15 protein-coding genes are annotated in these 16,892 nt (G+C 41.2%); 2 read left to right on the forward strand and 13 right to left on the reverse strand.

Annotation, left to right across the window (positions count from 1 at the left end; genetic code table 11):
* Positions 1–1,089: 1,089 nt before the first annotated feature.
* The 5 genes from secF to queA form a co-directional block, all read right to left on the reverse strand.
* Complete coding sequence (gene secF / locus H5163_RS15800) at positions 1,090–2,037, reverse strand: protein translocase subunit SecF (protein ID WP_145238256.1); 948 nt, start codon at positions 2,035–2,037, stop codon at positions 1,090–1,092.
* A 9-nt stretch (positions 2,038–2,046) separates the two neighbouring features.
* On the reverse strand, positions 2,047–3,906 hold the full coding sequence (gene secD / locus H5163_RS15805; protein ID WP_145238253.1) for a protein translocase subunit SecD: 1,860 nt from the start codon (positions 3,904–3,906) through the stop codon (positions 2,047–2,049).
* 25 nt (positions 3,907–3,931) lie between these two features.
* Positions 3,932–4,270 (reverse strand): preprotein translocase subunit YajC, encoded by a 339-nt coding sequence (yajC, locus tag H5163_RS15810; protein ID WP_182732013.1) that lies wholly within the window; start codon positions 4,268–4,270, stop codon positions 3,932–3,934.
* Between the two features lie 25 nt (positions 4,271–4,295).
* Entirely contained in the window at positions 4,296–5,423 is a 1,128-nt protein-coding gene (tgt, locus tag H5163_RS15815; protein WP_182735510.1) for a tRNA guanosine(34) transglycosylase Tgt, read from the reverse strand.
* 174 nt (positions 5,424–5,597) lie between these two features.
* Entirely contained in the window at positions 5,598–6,629 is a 1,032-nt protein-coding gene (gene queA / locus H5163_RS15820) for a tRNA preQ1(34) S-adenosylmethionine ribosyltransferase-isomerase QueA (protein WP_145238247.1), read from the reverse strand.
* 168 nt (positions 6,630–6,797) lie between these two features.
* Between queA and H5163_RS15825 the strand changes: the two genes are divergently transcribed.
* Together H5163_RS15825 and H5163_RS15830 are read left to right on the forward strand one after the other, a co-directional pair.
* Positions 6,798–9,323 carry an EAL domain-containing protein gene (locus H5163_RS15825; protein WP_145238244.1) on the forward strand — a complete coding sequence of 842 codons (2,526 nt, stop codon included), beginning with the start codon at positions 6,798–6,800 and terminating at the stop codon, positions 9,321–9,323.
* A gap of 203 nt (positions 9,324–9,526) precedes the next feature.
* Complete coding sequence (locus H5163_RS15830; protein WP_145238241.1) at positions 9,527–9,751, forward strand: hypothetical protein; 225 nt, start codon at positions 9,527–9,529, stop codon at positions 9,749–9,751.
* Between the two features lie 63 nt (positions 9,752–9,814).
* Here the strand turns inward: H5163_RS15830 and H5163_RS15835 are convergent, their stop codons facing one another.
* From H5163_RS15835 to pstB, 8 genes are all read right to left on the reverse strand, one after another.
* Positions 9,815–10,726 (reverse strand): hypothetical protein, encoded by a 912-nt coding sequence (locus H5163_RS15835; protein WP_182732011.1) that lies wholly within the window; start codon positions 10,724–10,726, stop codon positions 9,815–9,817.
* An 11-nt stretch (positions 10,727–10,737) separates the two neighbouring features.
* A complete protein-coding gene (locus H5163_RS15840) occupies positions 10,738–11,328 on the reverse strand; it encodes a hypothetical protein (protein WP_145238235.1) in 591 nt (196 codons plus the stop codon).
* The gene (locus H5163_RS15845) at positions 11,321–11,863 is read right to left on the reverse strand and encodes an RNA polymerase sigma factor (protein ID WP_182735511.1); all 543 of its coding nucleotides are present in this window, start codon (positions 11,861–11,863) and stop codon (positions 11,321–11,323) included. The genes H5163_RS15840 and H5163_RS15845 overlap by 8 nt, the downstream gene beginning before the upstream one ends.
* A gap of 265 nt (positions 11,864–12,128) precedes the next feature.
* Positions 12,129–13,058, reverse strand: coding sequence for a hydrogen peroxide-inducible genes activator (locus H5163_RS15850; RefSeq protein WP_145238228.1), 930 nt, complete (start codon positions 13,056–13,058; stop codon positions 12,129–12,131).
* Between the two features lie 92 nt (positions 13,059–13,150).
* Positions 13,151–14,419 (reverse strand): inorganic phosphate transporter, encoded by a 1,269-nt coding sequence (locus tag H5163_RS15855; protein WP_145238225.1) that lies wholly within the window; start codon positions 14,417–14,419, stop codon positions 13,151–13,153.
* Between the two features lie 39 nt (positions 14,420–14,458).
* Positions 14,459–15,136 (reverse strand): TIGR00153 family protein, encoded by a 678-nt coding sequence (locus H5163_RS15860; protein ID WP_145238222.1) that lies wholly within the window; start codon positions 15,134–15,136, stop codon positions 14,459–14,461.
* Positions 15,137–15,307: 171 nt separating this feature from the next.
* On the reverse strand, positions 15,308–16,009 hold the full coding sequence (gene phoU, locus H5163_RS15865; RefSeq protein ID WP_064668157.1) for a phosphate signaling complex protein PhoU: 702 nt from the start codon (positions 16,007–16,009) through the stop codon (positions 15,308–15,310).
* Between the two features lie 54 nt (positions 16,010–16,063).
* Entirely contained in the window at positions 16,064–16,891 is an 828-nt protein-coding gene (gene pstB / locus H5163_RS15870; protein ID WP_145238219.1) for a phosphate ABC transporter ATP-binding protein PstB, read from the reverse strand.
* Between the last annotated feature and the right edge of the window lies 1 nt (position 16,892).

A 16,892-nucleotide genomic window follows, 5' to 3' on the forward strand; every position in this document is an offset into this window, starting at 1 on the left:
TGCTCTGCATTCTATTTGAAAAAACAATTTCACCACAGAGAACACCGAGTCGCTTCGCTACACGGAGGTTGAGTTATAAGCTTTAACTCGTAGGAGTTGGCTTCAGCCACGAAAAATCTGCTCTGCATTCTATTTGAAAAAACAATTTCACCACAGAGAACACCGAGGCGCTTCGCTACACAAAGGTTGAATCATAAGCTTTAAGCGGTAAGTTTAAGCCCGACTCTTCACTCGTAGGAGTTGGCTTCAGCCACGAAAAACCTGCTCTGCATTCTATTTGAAAAAACAATTTCACCACAGAGAACACCGAGTCGCTTCGCTACACAGAGGTTGAATCATAAGCTGTAGAACTTTAAGCGATAAGTTTAAGCCCGACTCTTCACTCGTAGGAGTTGGCTTCAGCCACGAAAAATCCTGCTCTGCATTCTATTTGAAAAAACAATTTCACCACAGAGAACACCGAGGCGCTTCGCTACACAGAGGTTGAATCATAAGCTGTAGAACTTTAAGCGGTAAGTTTAAGCCCGACTCTTCACTCGTAGGAGTTGGCTTCAGCCACGAAAAATCCTGCTCTGCATTCTATTTGAAAAAACAATTTCACCACAGAGAACACCGAGTCGCTTCGCTACACGGAGGTTGAGTTATAAGCTTTAACTCGTAGGAGTTGGCTTCAGCCACGAAAAATCTGCTCTGTATTCTATCTTAAAAATAAATTTCACCACAGAGAACACCGAGTCGCTAGGCTACACAAAGAAGTGAAAGGCATTAGGTTAAAGACTGAGACTAGCTCCACCTGAAATCTAACCCCTCAATACAACTTACTAGGCATAAAGTCGCGCCTACGCATATTAAAACACCGATGCCAACCCGTAGGCTAGAGTTTACCTCGCGCAATTTTATGCTCACGAGCGCACAGAGGCGCTTCGCTACACACAAAAGTGAAATGCAAGAGATTGAAGGCTGGAGACTAGCTCTACCTGAAATCTGACACCTATAATCTGATCCCTAATACAGCTTGCGCGGCATCAATACCTAAAAGCAAAAAACCGCTCAATGAGCGGTTTTTTAAACGTAAAATTAGAATCATACCTATGGCATAGCGTCTAAATCTGCGCCTTCTTTTTCGATAACTTCTGGTATTAAGTCTTCTTTACTTACGCCCATCGCAAGCGCAACGGCACTAGCAACATAAATCGAAGAGTAAGTACCAATAAACACACCAAATAACAGCGCTGTAGCAAAACCATGAATAGTTTGACCACCCCAAGCAAACAAGGCGATTAATACTAAAATAGTGGTAATTGAAGTTACTAGAGTACGGTTAAGTGTTTGCGTTAATGAAATATCAATTATCTCAACAGTATCGTCGATACGCACTTTGCGGAAGTTCTCACGAATACGGTCAGATACAACGATAGTATCATTAAGAGAGTAACCTATTACCGCCAGTATTGCCGCCAATATGGTTAAGTCGAACTCTAACCCTAATACTGAAAACAAACCTAAAGTAATGATTACATCGTGTAAAAGTGCCGACACTGCGCCTACCGCAAAACGCCACTCAAAGCGAAATGCCACATAGATCAAGATACAAATAAGCGCAGTTAACATGGCAAGGCCACCCTGCTCTTTTAAGTCTTCACCTACACTTGGGCCAACAAACTCAATTCGACGCATTACTACGCTATCATCGGCTTTTTTAAGTGCATCAATTACTTGGTTACCAATTACTTCGGCTTTAACATCATCACCGCGTGGTGCTAAGCGAACCAAAATCTCTTGGCTTGAACCAAATAATTGTACTGATGCATCTGCAAAACCATTTTCAGCTAACACTGAACGTACTTTCTTTAAGTCTGCTGGTTGTGCAAAACCGACTTCTACCGCTGTACCGCCCGTAAAATCTAAGCCAAAGTTTAAACCTTTAACGAAGAACGATGCGAACGATGCCAAAATAAGTAGCGTTGAGATGCTCATAGCAACTTTGCGCAGCGACATAAACCCTAAAGTTCTGCCGCCTAATTTTAAAATTTGCATATCTGCTCCTTAAATTGACAGCTTATCAATGCGCTTACCACCAATACATAAGTTGATTACCGCACGGGTACCAACAATGGCTGTAAACATTGAGGTGATAATACCTATCGCAAGTGTCACTGCGAAACCAGCAATTGGGCCTGTACCCACTGCGAACAAGATAATCGCAGCAATTAAGGTGGTAATATTGGCATCAAAAATTGTACTAAAAGCACTATCATAACCATGATGAACAGCCTGTTGCGGACTACGTCCATCGGCCAGCTCTTCGCGAATACGCTCAAATATTAGTACGTTGGCATCAACTGCCATACCTACCGTTAGTACGATACCAGCAATACCTGGCAGTGTTAGTGCAGCGCCTGGGATCAACGACATAACACCCACAATCAATACTAAGTTAGCTGCTAAGGCAATATTAGCGACTAAGCCAAAACCTTTGTAATAAACTAACATAAAGATCAGTACAAACAAGAAACCTAAAGCAACCGCTGTCATACCTGCTTCGATATTTTCTTGACCTAAGCTTGGCCCTACCGTGCGCTCTTCAACAATTTGAATTGGCGCAACAAGTGCTCCAGCACGTAGTAATAAACTTAAGTTATGTGCTTCTGCAGGGTTATCAATGCCGGTGATGCGAAACGAACGATCAAGACGCGCTTGTATAGTTGCAACGTTGATCACTTCTTCCACCTTAATTGGTGGTAGCGCTTTACCGTTTTCGTCTGTTTTACCAGAAGGCTTATACTCTATAAATACCGTCGCCATACGCTTGCCAATAGCACGCTTAGTGAAAGCATTCATTTTCGCGCCGCCTTTGCTATCAAGGCTAATACTTACTTGCGGACGTTGGTATTCATCGGCACCCGATTGCGCACCAGTAATGTGACTACCTTCGAGAATAATGCGTTTTTTAAGTACCACTGGGTAGCCATCACGGCTCATGATCATTTCAGTACCAGGCGGAATACGCCCTTGCGCTGCTGCCGTTGGATCGGCATTTTCGTCTACTTCACGAAACTCAAGAGTTGCTGTAGCACCCAAAATCTCTTTCGCACGCGCAGTATCTTGAACACCTGGTAGCTGCACAATAATACGCTCTGCACCTTGACGTTGTACGTTAGGCTCAGCAACACCGATTTGGTTAATACGGTTACGGATAATGGTTTCGTTTTGCTTGATAGCATAGTCACGAATTTCTTTGAGTTTTTGCTCGCTGATGGTGGCATAAAACGCGTTATCGTTAGAGCTATCATCAATGTAGTTGTGTAATGGGTAGCGTGACTGTAAAAAACGCTCTGCCGCATCTTTATCTTCTGCGCTGCGCATCTCCACACGAATACGTTCAGTACCAGCTACACGACGTACCGTGCGATAGCGTAGTTTTTCTTCACGTAAATCACTTTTATAGTCTTGATCCATTTGTTCCAGCGCGTTATCAACCGCTGTCACCATGTCAATTTCCATCGTAAAGTGAACACCGCCACTTAAATCCAAGCCCAATTTCATTGGATTGCCGCCAAGGGCTTTTAACCAATGAGGTTGCGCCGGGGCCATGTTAATGGCTGAGATGTAATCGTCGCTCAATGAATCACGCAATAAATCTTGCGCTTTAAGCTGCTCTTCAACATTTTTAAAGCGGATCAACACTTGGCCGTTTTCGAACTTAACTGATTTTACGGTAACATTGTGCTCTTTGAGGGTCGCATTTACTTTGTCTACTACAGCTAGATCTGCATCAGTTCCTTTAGTACCTGAAATTTGTATGGCCGGATCACGACCATACAAATTAGGAGAGGCATATAAAAGACCTACCGCAATCACAGCTAGAACAAGTAAATACTTCCATAATGGAAACTTGTTTAACACGTGGGCGTCCTTATTATTATTATTATTATAGCGACTTCATTGTGCCTTTAGGCAATACTGCTGACACTGCTGATTTTTGTACAGTTACTTCAGCTTGATCGTTAAGTGAAATAACAATGAAATCTTTATCGTCAGAGATTTTAGCGATTTTACCCACTAAACCACCTTGAGTAAGAACTTCATCGCCTTTTGCCATCGCATTCATCAGCGCTTTATGTTCTTTTACACGCTTAGCTTGTGGACGGTAAATCAAGAAGTAAAATACTAAGCCAAAGATAGCTAGCATGATCAACATCTCATAACCACCACCGGCTGGCGCTGCACCTGCCGCACTTGCGTGGGCGTTTGAAATAAATAAACTCATAACACTTCCTCTTTAATTTTTAAATTTAATTTGTGGTATCTGCAAGCTCTGGCACTTCTAGGCCGCGGCGTGCATAAAAATCATTTACGAATTCATCTAACTTACCGTCACCGATCGCATTACGTAAACCTTCCATAACGCGCTGATAGTAACGTAAGTTATGAATTGTGTTTAGTCGTGCACCTAAAATTTCGTTACATTTATCAAGATGATGTAGGTACGCGCGCGAATAATTCTTACAAGTATGGCAATCACACTCAGGATCAAGTGGGCCGGTATCTGTTTTGTGCACAGCATTACGAATTTTCACAATGCCACCGGTTATAAATAAATGACCATTACGCGCATTACGAGTTGGCATTACACAGTCAAACATATCGATACCGCGACGAACGGCTTCAACTAAGTCTTCAGGTTTACCTACACCCATAAGGTAACGGGGTTTGTTCTCTGGCATTTTATAAGCACAGTGATCAAGAATGTTAATCATCTCATTTTTTGGCTCACCGACCGATAAACCACCGAGTGCGTAGCCATCAAAACCAATTTCTTCAAGACCTTGTTGTGACTGAGCACGCAACTCCGGATACATACCACCTTGGATAATACCAAATAAAGCTGATGGATTGTCACCGTGACCTTCTTTTGAACGCTTAGCCCAACGAAGTGATAACTCCATTGAATCTTTAGCTTCTTTTTCGGTGGCAGGATAAGGCGTACATTCGTCAAAAATCATTACGATGTCTGAACCTAAATCACGCTGCACTTGCATGGCTTTTTCTGGTGAAAGCATAATTTTTTCACCGTTAACAGGCGAGCTAAACAATACACCTTCTTCGGTAATTTTACGCATTGCGCCTAAGCTAAACACTTGAAAACCGCCTGAGTCGGTTAAAATTGGTTTATCCCAATTCATAAAACCATGTAATCCACCATGCTGCTTGATGATTTCAGTACCAGGGCGAAGCATTAAATGGAAGGTGTTACCTAGGCAAATATGCGCACCAGTGTCTTTGACTTCATCTGGGGTCATACCTTTGACAGTACCGTAAGTACCTACTGGCATAAATGCTGGCGTTTCGACTACGCCTCTATCAAAAATCAAGCGGCCGCGGCGGGCTTTACCGTCTGTACGGTCTAATTCAAACTTCATATCATCCTCAAATGTCAGAAAAACAGTCCAACAAGCTATAATTTAACCGCTCGATTCTACCCTTTTTGTAAAACCATTACTATTAATTGGGCTCAAAGCTGAAATTAAAAGTGCAAAAATCAAAACTAAAAAGCCCAACGCAAGGCTGGGCTTTAAGTGCTTTTATAGAAAAAACTATTTACGGGTTAAAAACATCGCATCGCCGTAGCTAAAAAAGCGGTATTTTTGTGCAATTGCAGTTTGGTATGCACTCATAATATTATCTTGCCCAGCAAATGCACTAACCAACATGATCAATGTCGATTCTGACAAGTGAAAATTAGTGACCATGGCATCAACTACGTTAAATTGATAACCTGGGTAAATAAAAATATCGGTGTCACCAAAGTAACTGGCTAATTGGCCGCCATGTATCTTAGCTGCTGATTCCAATGAACGTACCGAAGTTGTGCCTACCGCAATCACTCTGCCGCCGTTAGCTTTGGTTGCAGCGACTGCTGCAACAACATCATCAGGCACTTCAATGTATTCGGAGTGCATTATATGATCATCAACCGAGTCTACGCGTACCGGCTGAAATGTGCCCGCGCCAACATGCAGAGTAACAAATGCCATGTTTACGCCCTTAGCTTTTATTGCTGCCATGAGCGTATCGTCAAAATGTAGGCCAGCAGTTGGCGCTGCAACCGCGCCAGGTTTTTCACCGTAAACTGTTTGATAGCGTTTGCGGTCTTCGTCAGTATCTGGACGGTCAATATAAGGTGGCAGTGGCATATGGCCAATATCGTTTAAAATTTCCAGTACATTTTGACTATCGCTAAACTCTAGTTCAAATAATTCGCCATGACGACCCACCATAGTCGCCTGCGCTTTACCTTCGAGAATAAGTTCTGTACCTGGTTTTGGTGATTTACTTGCTCGTACATGAGCCAGCACGCGGTGCTCATCAAGCACTCGCTCCACTAAGACTTCAACTTTGCCACCTGACGCTTTTTGGCCATACATACGAGCAGGGATCACTTTGGTATTGTTAAATACCAACAAGTCATTTTCATTTACTAAATCAATAATATCGCTAAATATTTTATGTTCTACAGCGCCACTTGGGCCATCTAAGGTTAATAAGCGACTGCTGGTTCGATCCTGTTTAGGAAAACGAGCAATTAATTCATCAGGTAAGTCAAAGCTAAAATCAGCCACGCGCATAGGATATATCCAGATCAAAAAAGTCGCGCCAAGTTTAACTGCATCGCGCTATTAGCTCAACCAACGGCTTTAATTAAAATACAATGGAATGTTCTCTTGTGGTTCGAGACAAATGGCATTATTCTACTCAACTTAATTAGATCTAGGTTTATAAGAGGTGTGACATAAATGGCTAAGCAGCTAACTTTGCTGATCTTAAACGCCAGTGTCGCTGAGCGTCAGGCTGTTAAGTCAACCTTAAATCGGCTCAATGTATTTACTTTCCTTGAAGTAGCCGATAGCCAGCAAGCCCTCGAAATTCTTAAATCTCAAGCGGTCGATGTCATTATTACCGGTCTTAATGTTGGTAAAATAGATGGTTGGCGATTTTCTCGGATGATCCGTTCAGGGTTATTAAAAACCCCAAAAAATACACCAATTGTACTAACTCCGCCTATCTATTGTGAGCGAATAGCCGAAACGACAGCACGCAGTTATGGCATAGATGCAGTATTGCCATTTGAACGCCAAGATATGCTGCCACAGGTACTGGCAAATGTGTTATCAACGCATTTAGAAAAAAGTAGTCGTTTAGACTTGTTGCTGCTCGAAACCGACAGTGACAAAGCAGCTGAAATAGCGCAACAATTACAGCTAAACTTTGCCTGCACCCATGTTTCTAGTAATAAACAAGCATTATCAATCTATTTGCAGCAAAAGTTTGCCATTGTGTTACTTGATGCAACCGCAGCACACGCAGGAGCTGCCAGTCAATTAGTTGAAGAGATTTTACAACACAACCCAAAACAAGCCATTGTAACCATTATAGACACGAAAGATGCCGATCATGCTGAACAACTATTGCTTTCAGGGGTCACTGATTTTATTCGTGCACCATATGAACAAACCTTGTTAAGTAAAGTATGCGACCATGCTGCGCGCCGTGAAGATTTTATGGTCAGTTATGCAGAGTTTGCACAAAAAGTAGAACAGCTAAGTCAAAGTCAAAGCCGCTATAAGGAGCTATTTTCAGCCCATCAGCGGATACTATTACATCTTAATACTGTGGTGCTTGAATTTGATGAACAAGGCCGCATTCGTTTTATCAACCCTGCGTGGGAAGCACTCAGTGGGTTTGGCATAAAACAAACCTTGAGCAAAGCACTCTCTGACTTTTGTATCAATGATTGCAAAGATAAACTACTGCAAACAATTAGCAGTATTTTGCATGGCGGTGCCTTGCAACAGCAGGTTGAAGTGCAAATTATTCATAAAGATGGTCAAGCTATTTGGGTTGAGTGCCGCTTACAACTAATCAAAAACAGCAGTAATGCTGCCACGATCACCGCCACAATAGATAATATTCATGAGCGCAAACAAGCTGAATTACAGCTGCGCCATTTAGCACTACATGATACCTTAACCGGCTTACATAACCGCTATTATTTTGATCAACAACTCAATCGAATTTGCCAGCCGCAACGCACTAATGGCGACATAGAGCATGCTTTAATTTATATTGACCTCGATCATTTTAAAATAATTAATGACAGTAAAGGCCATCAACAAGGCGATATAGTTCTTAAAGAAGTTGCGCAACTATTTAACGCCAATATCAGTGATGAACACTTAGTGTGTCGCATTGGTGGTGATGAATTTGCGGTGATCTTAAATAATATGAATCTGCTTGATGCACACTTGATAGCTGAAAGTATTTGCATGGCTATTGAAGGTCATCAGTTTAAATCTGAAGAACAAGTTTATTCAATTAGCTGCTCAATTGGCTTAACGCAAATAACAGCAGCGAACCATGATCCGAGTGAATGCTTAAAACAAGCTGATATTGCCTTGTACGTTGCTAAAAGCTTAGGCCGTAATTTGGTTCATTGTTACTCTAAAGAAGATGCCAGCCATAACACCTTGCAAGCTGGATTAGAGTGGGGACACAGCATTCGCCAAGCATTGCAACAAAACCAAATTGAATTACATTACCAGCCTATTTGGGACTTTAAACATGGTGGTGTCGCTTATTTTGAAGCACTGTTACGCTTAAAACTCGACGGTGAACTGGTTTATCCAAACCAATTTATTCCGTCACTTGAATTATTGAACGACACTTACTTAATGGATCAATGTGTGATCAGCAATGCAATTTCTGCCATTGCCGCTAACCCTGAGCTAAATCAAGTTGCAATAAACCTATCTGCGCAATCGTTTTTAGATGAACGCCTATTACCGCATATCGAATCGACCCTTGAAAAGTGCGATATCAGCCCTACCCGGGTTATTTTTGAGATCACCGAGTCCGCCAGTATCAATAATTTAACTGCCACTCGTGCGATGATCGAAAAGCTCAATCGCTTGGGCTGTCATTTCTCAATTGATGACTTTGGCACTGGCTTTAGCACCTTTAATTATCTTAAGCAACTGCCAGCTCAACACGTAAAAATAGACGGTTCGTTTGTTCGCGATATGCTTAATGATCCAATCGACTTGGCGTTAGTTAAAGCAATAAACGATATTAGTCGCTCGCTCAATAAGCGTTCAGTTGCTGAATATGTTGAAAATGAAGAGATCTTTTTAGCACTAAAAGAAATAGGTGTTGATTATGGCCAAGGCTACTTTATTTCACGCCCGGTGCCCGTAGAAAAAATCAAACATCAGTTACAAAAAATTTATCAAAACAAAACTTTTTACGAACAACCACCTAGCTAAAATAGCGAACTTTTCATACAAATCTACGCATTTTTTTACTTCCATCTTGTGATAACTCATCTATACTTTGCTCATCGGGCGATAAATGTCTTGTGATTATGATGATAATCGAAATTTCACATGACATCGTTAAATCATAGCAACATGCCACTTACAAACTAACATGTTGTTATTAGTATCATTGTCAATTTATGGAGTGAATTATGATGCAATTAATAGTGTTACTATTAGCGGTAAACTTAGGGATAACTTACCAATGCTATCGATATGCCAGTATCAAAGGTTACCCGGTTGTAACTTTTACCTGCTTAGGTTTGATCCCCTACTTTAACTTAGTGGTGTGGGTTTATTTGTTATTTTTACCAGATATTACGCCATTCAATAAACAGTTTGAATATGAAGGGCATAACGAAAAGCAGCCTTTATAATACGGCTGCTTGTTGGTCAGGGATAAGTTATTAATTGAGCTGAGTTAATATCAGCTTGGCTAATTAAAATTGGTAGCTAATAGCTTTTTTAGTCAGTTCGCTGGCTTTGATATCGCCGGCGACACACTTTTTAATATCTGATTTATTAAATACTTTTATTAAACTCGTATTTTTATCGCCGAGCCCTTTAAGAACAAAACTCACATGCTCGTCGTTTGGCAAACTACGTAAACCACTACCGTAATCACATAACGTAAGACTGATACTTGTACTTACTTGCTCCAGTAACTGTTGTTGCTCTGCGGCTTGTTGTTGCTCACGCTCTGCATGCTTTGCATTGATATTTTGGCGTAGCTGTTGCTGCTGTTTAGTGAGTGTAGTTTGTTGTTTTTCCAGCTTCGCGATATCTTTTTCTAACGCTTTTTTGCGTTGTTCAAGCTGTTTCTCTTCGGCGCTATTATCATGGCGGCTGGCAAACTCTAAATCGCGCTTTTCACGCTCTAAATCCCGCAACTTTCGGCCCACATCACGCTCTTGCTCTGCAATTTCGCGCACTTGTTCTGCGCCTTCACGCATTAGTTCCATCGCTTGTTGATAAGCTTCTCGTGATGATTCAACAACATCTTCGGTAATAAACTCTACTTGATCACTGATAATTTCAATATCCATATTAGCAAAATCAATTTCAGGCAGCGGTGGTAACGGCGCATTAGGTGCGTTACTAAAAATAGTCTGCCAGCGGCTAGAGCCTCTTACGTCCAGCTCAAATACCACTCCCTGCTTAACAAAATAGTTGGCTTGAATCGCACGGATCCTTTTATTGGTATCTTGCTTTAACGCGCTGCTTAAAATGTTTTCCATTATTGCTACTTCACGCTGTATTGATGCCAACTCCGCAGGGTCTTGCGCAGATACATTAGCACTTAAGCACCCAAGTATGGCCATTATGGCGCTGCTGATAAGTTTTTTATTCATGCTCTATACTCCTAATTTTTCGCAATCGCGGCTGTTGGCTGCTCTTGTACTTGTTCGGCTAAATCATTTAATTGCATCCGTAGATACGCTTGATCTTGAGCTCGCTGGGTTTTGATGTAAGTGATTAAACTGGCAATATCTTCTTGGCGTTCAACTCGTCCTGTTGCAATGGCCTCTTTTGCTAATTGATACATCTGCTGTTGTTGCAATTGATTTTGCGCAGTAATAATTCTTTGCATTTGGTCAATTTGCTTTTGTTGAGACTGCAATAAATGTGTTTGTTTCGTTACTTGTGCAAGTAACCCCTGCGCATCTGATTGCGGTATAACTAAAAAGATTAACGAACAAACCAATACTGATGCTGCAACAGCCCACGCTCCAGCGACGCTAAACACACGCACAGCTGAGAACTGCGATATTGTTGATTGGCGATCCCAGATTGGTACAGGTACAGCCTTATAGTCACGGCTATGCTGTTGCCATACTTGCGCTTGGCTCATCAACGCTGCATATTCGGGATCATTTTCGAGCTGCTGCAATTGTTTATCGCTCAAAACTTTACCATCTAACCATTGCTCAAAAAGCGACTCTAAACTAGCCATCTACGGCCTCCAAATGAACTTTTAATTTTCCTAATGCACTGTATAACCGCGACTTAGCAGTATTAGTTGAAATATCTAATTGCTCAGCAATCTCTTCAAAGGTGCAATGCTGGAAAAATTTCAACTCCACCACTAAACGCTGCTCCCACGGTAACTTATTCAACATACTTTTTAATTGCTGATGCTGGGCCTGTGCTACACGATTACCTTCTAATTCACTGTGTTCACAGGCCTGTTCTGGCACATCATCTAAGCTCTGATAATGCTTGCGACGGCGGTAGTATTCAACGCTACGCCGATGCACAATTTGAAATACCCAAGTATTAAAACTCGACTCACCACGAAAGTTCGGCAGACTTTTATACACCGAAATAAACACCTCTTGCATTAAGTCCATGGCATCATCTGGGTTACTTAGCATCCGCAAACAATAGTTATAAACTTGGCTTTCATGCTGCTTAACCAGCTTAAGCCAGGCGCGCTTATTTCCTTGTTGTGCTTTGGCGATTAATGTTTCTATTGATTGAAAAAACACGATTCTCGATGCTTAGTTATTTTACTTATGAGGTTAGTCGATAGAGTGAAGCAGATAGTTTGGAAAAGATAAAAATAAATGAAAATAAATAAAAAAGCTCACCTAAATGAGCTATTCCTGTGTCGTTATACCAATCGTGTTAAGTTACTGACCATTTATAGCGACAGATAAATGGAGTGATAACAAGGCATAAATTTTGACATATAGTTGTTCTACATGAAAAATTTATAACGCAGTTAGCGCTTTATTTAGCTCGCTAGAATGGTTAAATATTTAAGTCGATTGGCATTAAGCGACATTGCTGCTTTAAAAAGCTTTCTAGCATTTGGCTAAATAAACGAAAATCTCGAATACGACCAGTTGTTTTGCGCCATAAAATGCCAATATCGCGGTATGCGTCACTTTGTGAGGGAGTGGCAAGCATGTTTTTGTTCGCTAAAATACCCGCGTTAATCGCCATTTGCGGTAAAAAAGTGACACCGAACTGGTGCTCAACCATGCTAAGTAAGGTGTGTAAGCTCGCCGCTTCAAACGGATTGATACAGCTTGAACGATTTAAATGACAAGCACTTAATGCGTGCCCTGTCATACAATGCTCTCGCTCTAATAAGAACACGCTGGCTTCCGGTAACAAGTTAAAATCTTCTATATTCTTAGCAGGTAAATAGTCTTTATGATGTACTAAGCAAAAGTGATCTTGCGCGAGTACTTGAGTATGAAATTTATCAGTATCGTAAGGTAGTGCCAATAGCGCCATATCGATATGGCCATGCTCGAGTTTATCTAACAAGCTATCACTGGTGTCTTCAACCAGTACCAACTCTAAATCAGCAAACTGTTGCTGACAAAGGTGATATAGAGGTGCCGCAATAAAACTAGCTATCGTTGGAATAACTCCGAGGGTGAGCGTACCGCTTAGCGGTGTTAAATGGCTTTTAGTCAGCTCTCTAACACTTAGCGTATCGTCAATAATTTTGCGTGCCCGCTCTACCACTTCTTCGCCGATGGCTGTGAACATCAAACTACGATTTTCACGCTCTATGAGTTGGCAACCGAGTGTTTCTTCAAGGGTTTGAATTGCACTGCTGAGTGTTGATTGACCAATAAAACACGCACTTGCGGCGCGGCCAAAATGTTGATGCTGATGAACTGCCAATAAATACTGCAGCTGTTTAATACTTGGTAAGTTCGTCATACTTTTTGTACCCACAAATAAAAAGACCCCAACACCAAGGGCGTTGAGATCTTTTCAAGCTAAAAGTCTGTAATACTTAAAGACTGCTGGATTTAAACTCCAAAGGCAGTTCTCAGTATGTAGAAAATAACAATAGCAAGGGCAGCGCCAACTGGCAATGTAATTACCCAAGAAACTACAATGTTTCTGATCACACCCATATTAAGTGCAGCAATTCCACGTGCCATACCTACCCCTAATACCGCGCCAACTAAGGTTTGTGTAGTAGAAATTGGTAAGCCTGTTCCCGATGCAATTACAACTGTAGAAGCAGCAGCTAATTCAGCAGCAAAACCACGACTTGGTGTTAAATGCGTAATGCCTTCACCAATCGTTTTAATTACTTTTTTGCCTAAAATTGCAAGGCCTGCAACAATACCGAAACCACCTAGTGGTAAAATCCACCATGCGATTGTCGCTTGCTTAGCTATCTCACCGTTATTTTCAACAATGTTTACAACTGCAGCCAACGGACCAATCGCGTTAGCCACGTCATTAGAACCATGAGCAAATGCCATACAACATGCGGTTAATACCATTAAGATAGCAAATACTTTCTCAACGTTATTAAATTGCATTTTCTTATCGGCTTTTGGATCAATCTTTAACCGAGAAATAACGATTTTACCAATAATACCAACAATAACAGCAATACCGATTGCTAATGCATAACCTTCAACAGCACCTAAATTAATACCAATGTGCTTTAAACCTTTCTTGATGGTTACTAAAGACATGATAAAACCGGCTAAACCCATGTAAATAGGCACATAGCGTTTGGCATTATTAAGTGGCGCATCGGTGTCAAAAATTAACTTTTGCGCACTCATAAATATTAAGTAGGCAATAAACCCTGAAATCGCCGGGGTAACAATCCAACTCCCCACAATACCTGCAACTTTGTCCCATTGAATCGCTTCGCTGCCAACTGCAACTAAGGCAAATCCGATGATAGCGCCAATAATTGAATGCGTGGTTGATACCGGCCAACCTAAGAATGAAGCTATTAGCAACCAACTACCCGCTGCAAATAATGCCGAGATCATCCCTAATACCATAAGTTCTGGCAGGTCTAAAAACGGCGTAGAATCGATAATGCCTTTACGAATTGTCGATGTTACTTCGCCGCCAGCTAAGTAGGCGCCTGCAAATTCAAAAATCATCGCTATAAAAATAGCTTGTTTAATAGTTAATGCTTTTGAACCTACCGATGTGCCCATCGCATTAGCAACGTCATTCGCGCCAATACCATAAGCCATAAAAAAACCGACTGCTGCGGCAATTAAAATTAATACCGTGCCATAAGATGCAATGATATCCATTGTGTAACCCTAATCTTTCGTTATTGAACTGAGTGTAAATTACCGAGCTAACATCAGCTCAAGACGCGAACCAACGCGTTCTGCGATATCCGCAAGCTCGCCGACCCATTCGATGATTTTATATAAAAACATTACATCTACAGGATTGAGTTCATCTTCGACGTCGCGTAATTGGCGACGTATTATGATTTGCATATCATCCGTGTCTTGTTCAATTGCATCCAATTCAACGAGCATTTTTTCTACTAAGGTCACTTCACGACCTTTAAAACCAGTTTCTAGTAACTCATCTAACTCATTGATTGCGTTTGATGCTTGTTTAGTTGCATCAACACAGCGAGTTACATAGGCTAAAAAGTTAACTTGAATTTCTTTTGGAATGGTCATCTCACGACCAATTACACGACCAGCAATGTCTTTTGCTTTATTAGCAATTTTATCTTGCTGGGTGACGAGTTCGAGCAAATCTGTACGCTCTACCGGCATAAATAAACCGCGCGGTAATTGTAAACGTATATTTCTTTTCATGTCGTCGGCTTCACGTTCTAAAGTACGAATGTTCAAGCGAATCTCTTCTGCTTGTTGCCACTCTTCTTTAAATACATGATTGAAAAAAGGGATCAAAGCTTTACTTGCTTGATGTACCTTCTTGATGTGATCTTCCATTGGCTTTATAGGAGATTTTGCGAATACCCCTAAAAATGCGTTTGTAGGCATAACTGACCCTTAAATCAAATTAGTATGCTTTGCGGCGTGAATTTTACAGCATTCACCGCGATTGTGAATGCTTTTATTACATCACAGCTGCCGCTACAGCATTATAATTATAACGAAAACATGAAAAGCGACCATTGGCCGCTTTAATAAAACAAGACGGTATCAAAAAATCTATAACGATTTTTCTATATCCTCTTGAGATGTATGACGAATATCTTTGCCATTAACAAAGTAAATAATATATTCAGAGATGTTTTGACAACGGTCGCCAATACGTTCCAATGAACGTACCGACCAAACTAAATCCATAATTTTTGGAATTGAACGTGGATCTTCCATCATATAGGTCATAATTTGACGAGTAATTGCTTCATACTCACGGTCAACCTTGGCATCTTCTTTGTGTACTTCAAATGCTTTTTGTACATCCATACGTGCAAAAGCATCGAGTACATCATGCAGCATTTTTGAAACTTGGCGACCCATATTTTCGATGTTAACTAATAAATCTTGCTGATCTTTAGTAAATGAATCTAGCGCAACTTTAGCAATACGCTCAGCCTCATCGCCAATACGCTCTAAATCGGCAATGGTTTTAGCAATCGCGACCACTAAGCGTAAATCACTTGCAGCTGGCTGACGACGAGCAATGATACGGGTACATTCCTCATCAATATTTACTTCCATGGCGTTTACTTTATAGTCGTTTTCACGCACTTTACGCGCTAACTCAGCATCGCCATTACTTACCGCATCAAGCGCGCTATTAAGTTGCTGCTCAACTAAGCCACCCATGCTTAATACATGGTTACGAACGTTTTCTAGCTCTTGGTTAAAGCGGCCAGAAATATGCTTATTAATATTGTGTTCCATTGTTTACCTTCTTATCAAAATCGCTAACGTAACCCAAAAACAGTTTGACTCAGCCTAGCCGTAACGACCGGTGATATAATCTTCCGTTTTCTTTTTCGTTGGGGTAGTAAATAACGTATTGGTATCTGAGTACTCTATTAATTCACCCATGTACATAAAGGCCGTTTGATCAGAAACCCGCGCTGCTTGTTGCATGTTGTGGGTTACGATAACAACGGTAAACTTATTTTTTAAATCGTTGATAAGCTCTTCAATTACCAGTGTTGAAATAGGATCCAATGCTGATGTTGGCTCATCGAGTAATAATACTTCAGGCTCAATGGCGATAGAGCGTGCAATCACTAAACGTTGCTGCTGACCACCTGACAAACCAAATGCGCTATCGTGAAGCCGATCTTTTACTTCATCCCACAGTGCCGCGCCTCGCAGTGACTGTTCAACCACCTCGTCTAATTTACGTTTTTCTTTGATACCTTGTAAGCGTAGGCCATAAACCACATTTTCGTAGATTGATTTAGGAAACGGGTTCGGACGCTGAAATACCATACCAACATTGCGACGCAGCGCTGCAACATCTACCTTTTTGTCATAGATGTTTTGTCCGTGTAGTAAAATTTCACCTTCAATACGGCAAATATCAACCAGATCATTCATACGGTTAATACAGCGCAATAACGTAGATTTACCACACCCTGATGGTCCGATAAATGCGGTTACTTGGCCTTTTGGAATATTCATATTCACTGAGCTAAGCGCTTGCTTTTCACCATAGTAAAGATCTAAGTTTTTGATCTCGAGTGCCGTTTGCTCGGTGCTTAAATTGTCTAAGTCCAATTTCAAACTCGTGCTTGATTGGTTTACTTGTGGAGCGACTGTAATCATG

This window comes from Pseudoalteromonas sp. SG44-8, assembly GCF_014164125.1.
Lineage (GTDB): Bacteria > Pseudomonadota > Gammaproteobacteria > Enterobacterales > Alteromonadaceae > Pseudoalteromonas > Pseudoalteromonas rhizosphaerae.

What these genes read in the sequence shown, in the direction of transcription:
- secF (WP_145238256.1), bottom strand. Translation starts at nt 2,037, where the DNA reads ATGCAAATTTTAAAATTAGGCGGCAGAACTTTAGGGTTTATGTCGCTG.
- yajC (WP_182732013.1), bottom strand. Translation starts at nt 4,270, where the DNA reads ATGAGTTTATTTATTTCAAACGCCCACGCAAGTGCGGCAGGTGCAGCG.
- tgt (WP_182735510.1), bottom strand. Translation starts at nt 5,423, where the DNA reads ATGAAGTTTGAATTAGACCGTACAGACGGTAAAGCCCGCCGCGGCCGC.
- queA (WP_145238247.1), bottom strand. Translation starts at nt 6,629, where the DNA reads ATGCGCGTGGCTGATTTTAGCTTTGACTTACCTGATGAATTAATTGCT.
- H5163_RS15825 (WP_145238244.1), top strand. Translation starts at nt 6,798, where the DNA reads ATGGCTAAGCAGCTAACTTTGCTGATCTTAAACGCCAGTGTCGCTGAG.
- H5163_RS15830 (WP_145238241.1), top strand. Translation starts at nt 9,527, where the DNA reads ATGATGCAATTAATAGTGTTACTATTAGCGGTAAACTTAGGGATAACT.
- H5163_RS15835 (WP_182732011.1), bottom strand. Translation starts at nt 10,726, where the DNA reads ATGAATAAAAAACTTATCAGCAGCGCCATAATGGCCATACTTGGGTGC.
- H5163_RS15840 (WP_145238235.1), bottom strand. Translation starts at nt 11,328, where the DNA reads ATGGCTAGTTTAGAGTCGCTTTTTGAGCAATGGTTAGATGGTAAAGTT.
- H5163_RS15850 (WP_145238228.1), bottom strand. Translation starts at nt 13,058, where the DNA reads ATGACGAACTTACCAAGTATTAAACAGCTGCAGTATTTATTGGCAGTT.
- H5163_RS15855 (WP_145238225.1), bottom strand. Translation starts at nt 14,419, where the DNA reads ATGGATATCATTGCATCTTATGGCACGGTATTAATTTTAATTGCCGCA.
- H5163_RS15860 (WP_145238222.1), bottom strand. Translation starts at nt 15,136, where the DNA reads ATGCCTACAAACGCATTTTTAGGGGTATTCGCAAAATCTCCTATAAAG.
- phoU (WP_064668157.1), bottom strand. Translation starts at nt 16,009, where the DNA reads ATGGAACACAATATTAATAAGCATATTTCTGGCCGCTTTAACCAAGAG.
- pstB (WP_145238219.1), bottom strand. Translation starts at nt 16,891, where the DNA reads ATGATTACAGTCGCTCCACAAGTAAACCAATCAAGCACGAGTTTGAAA.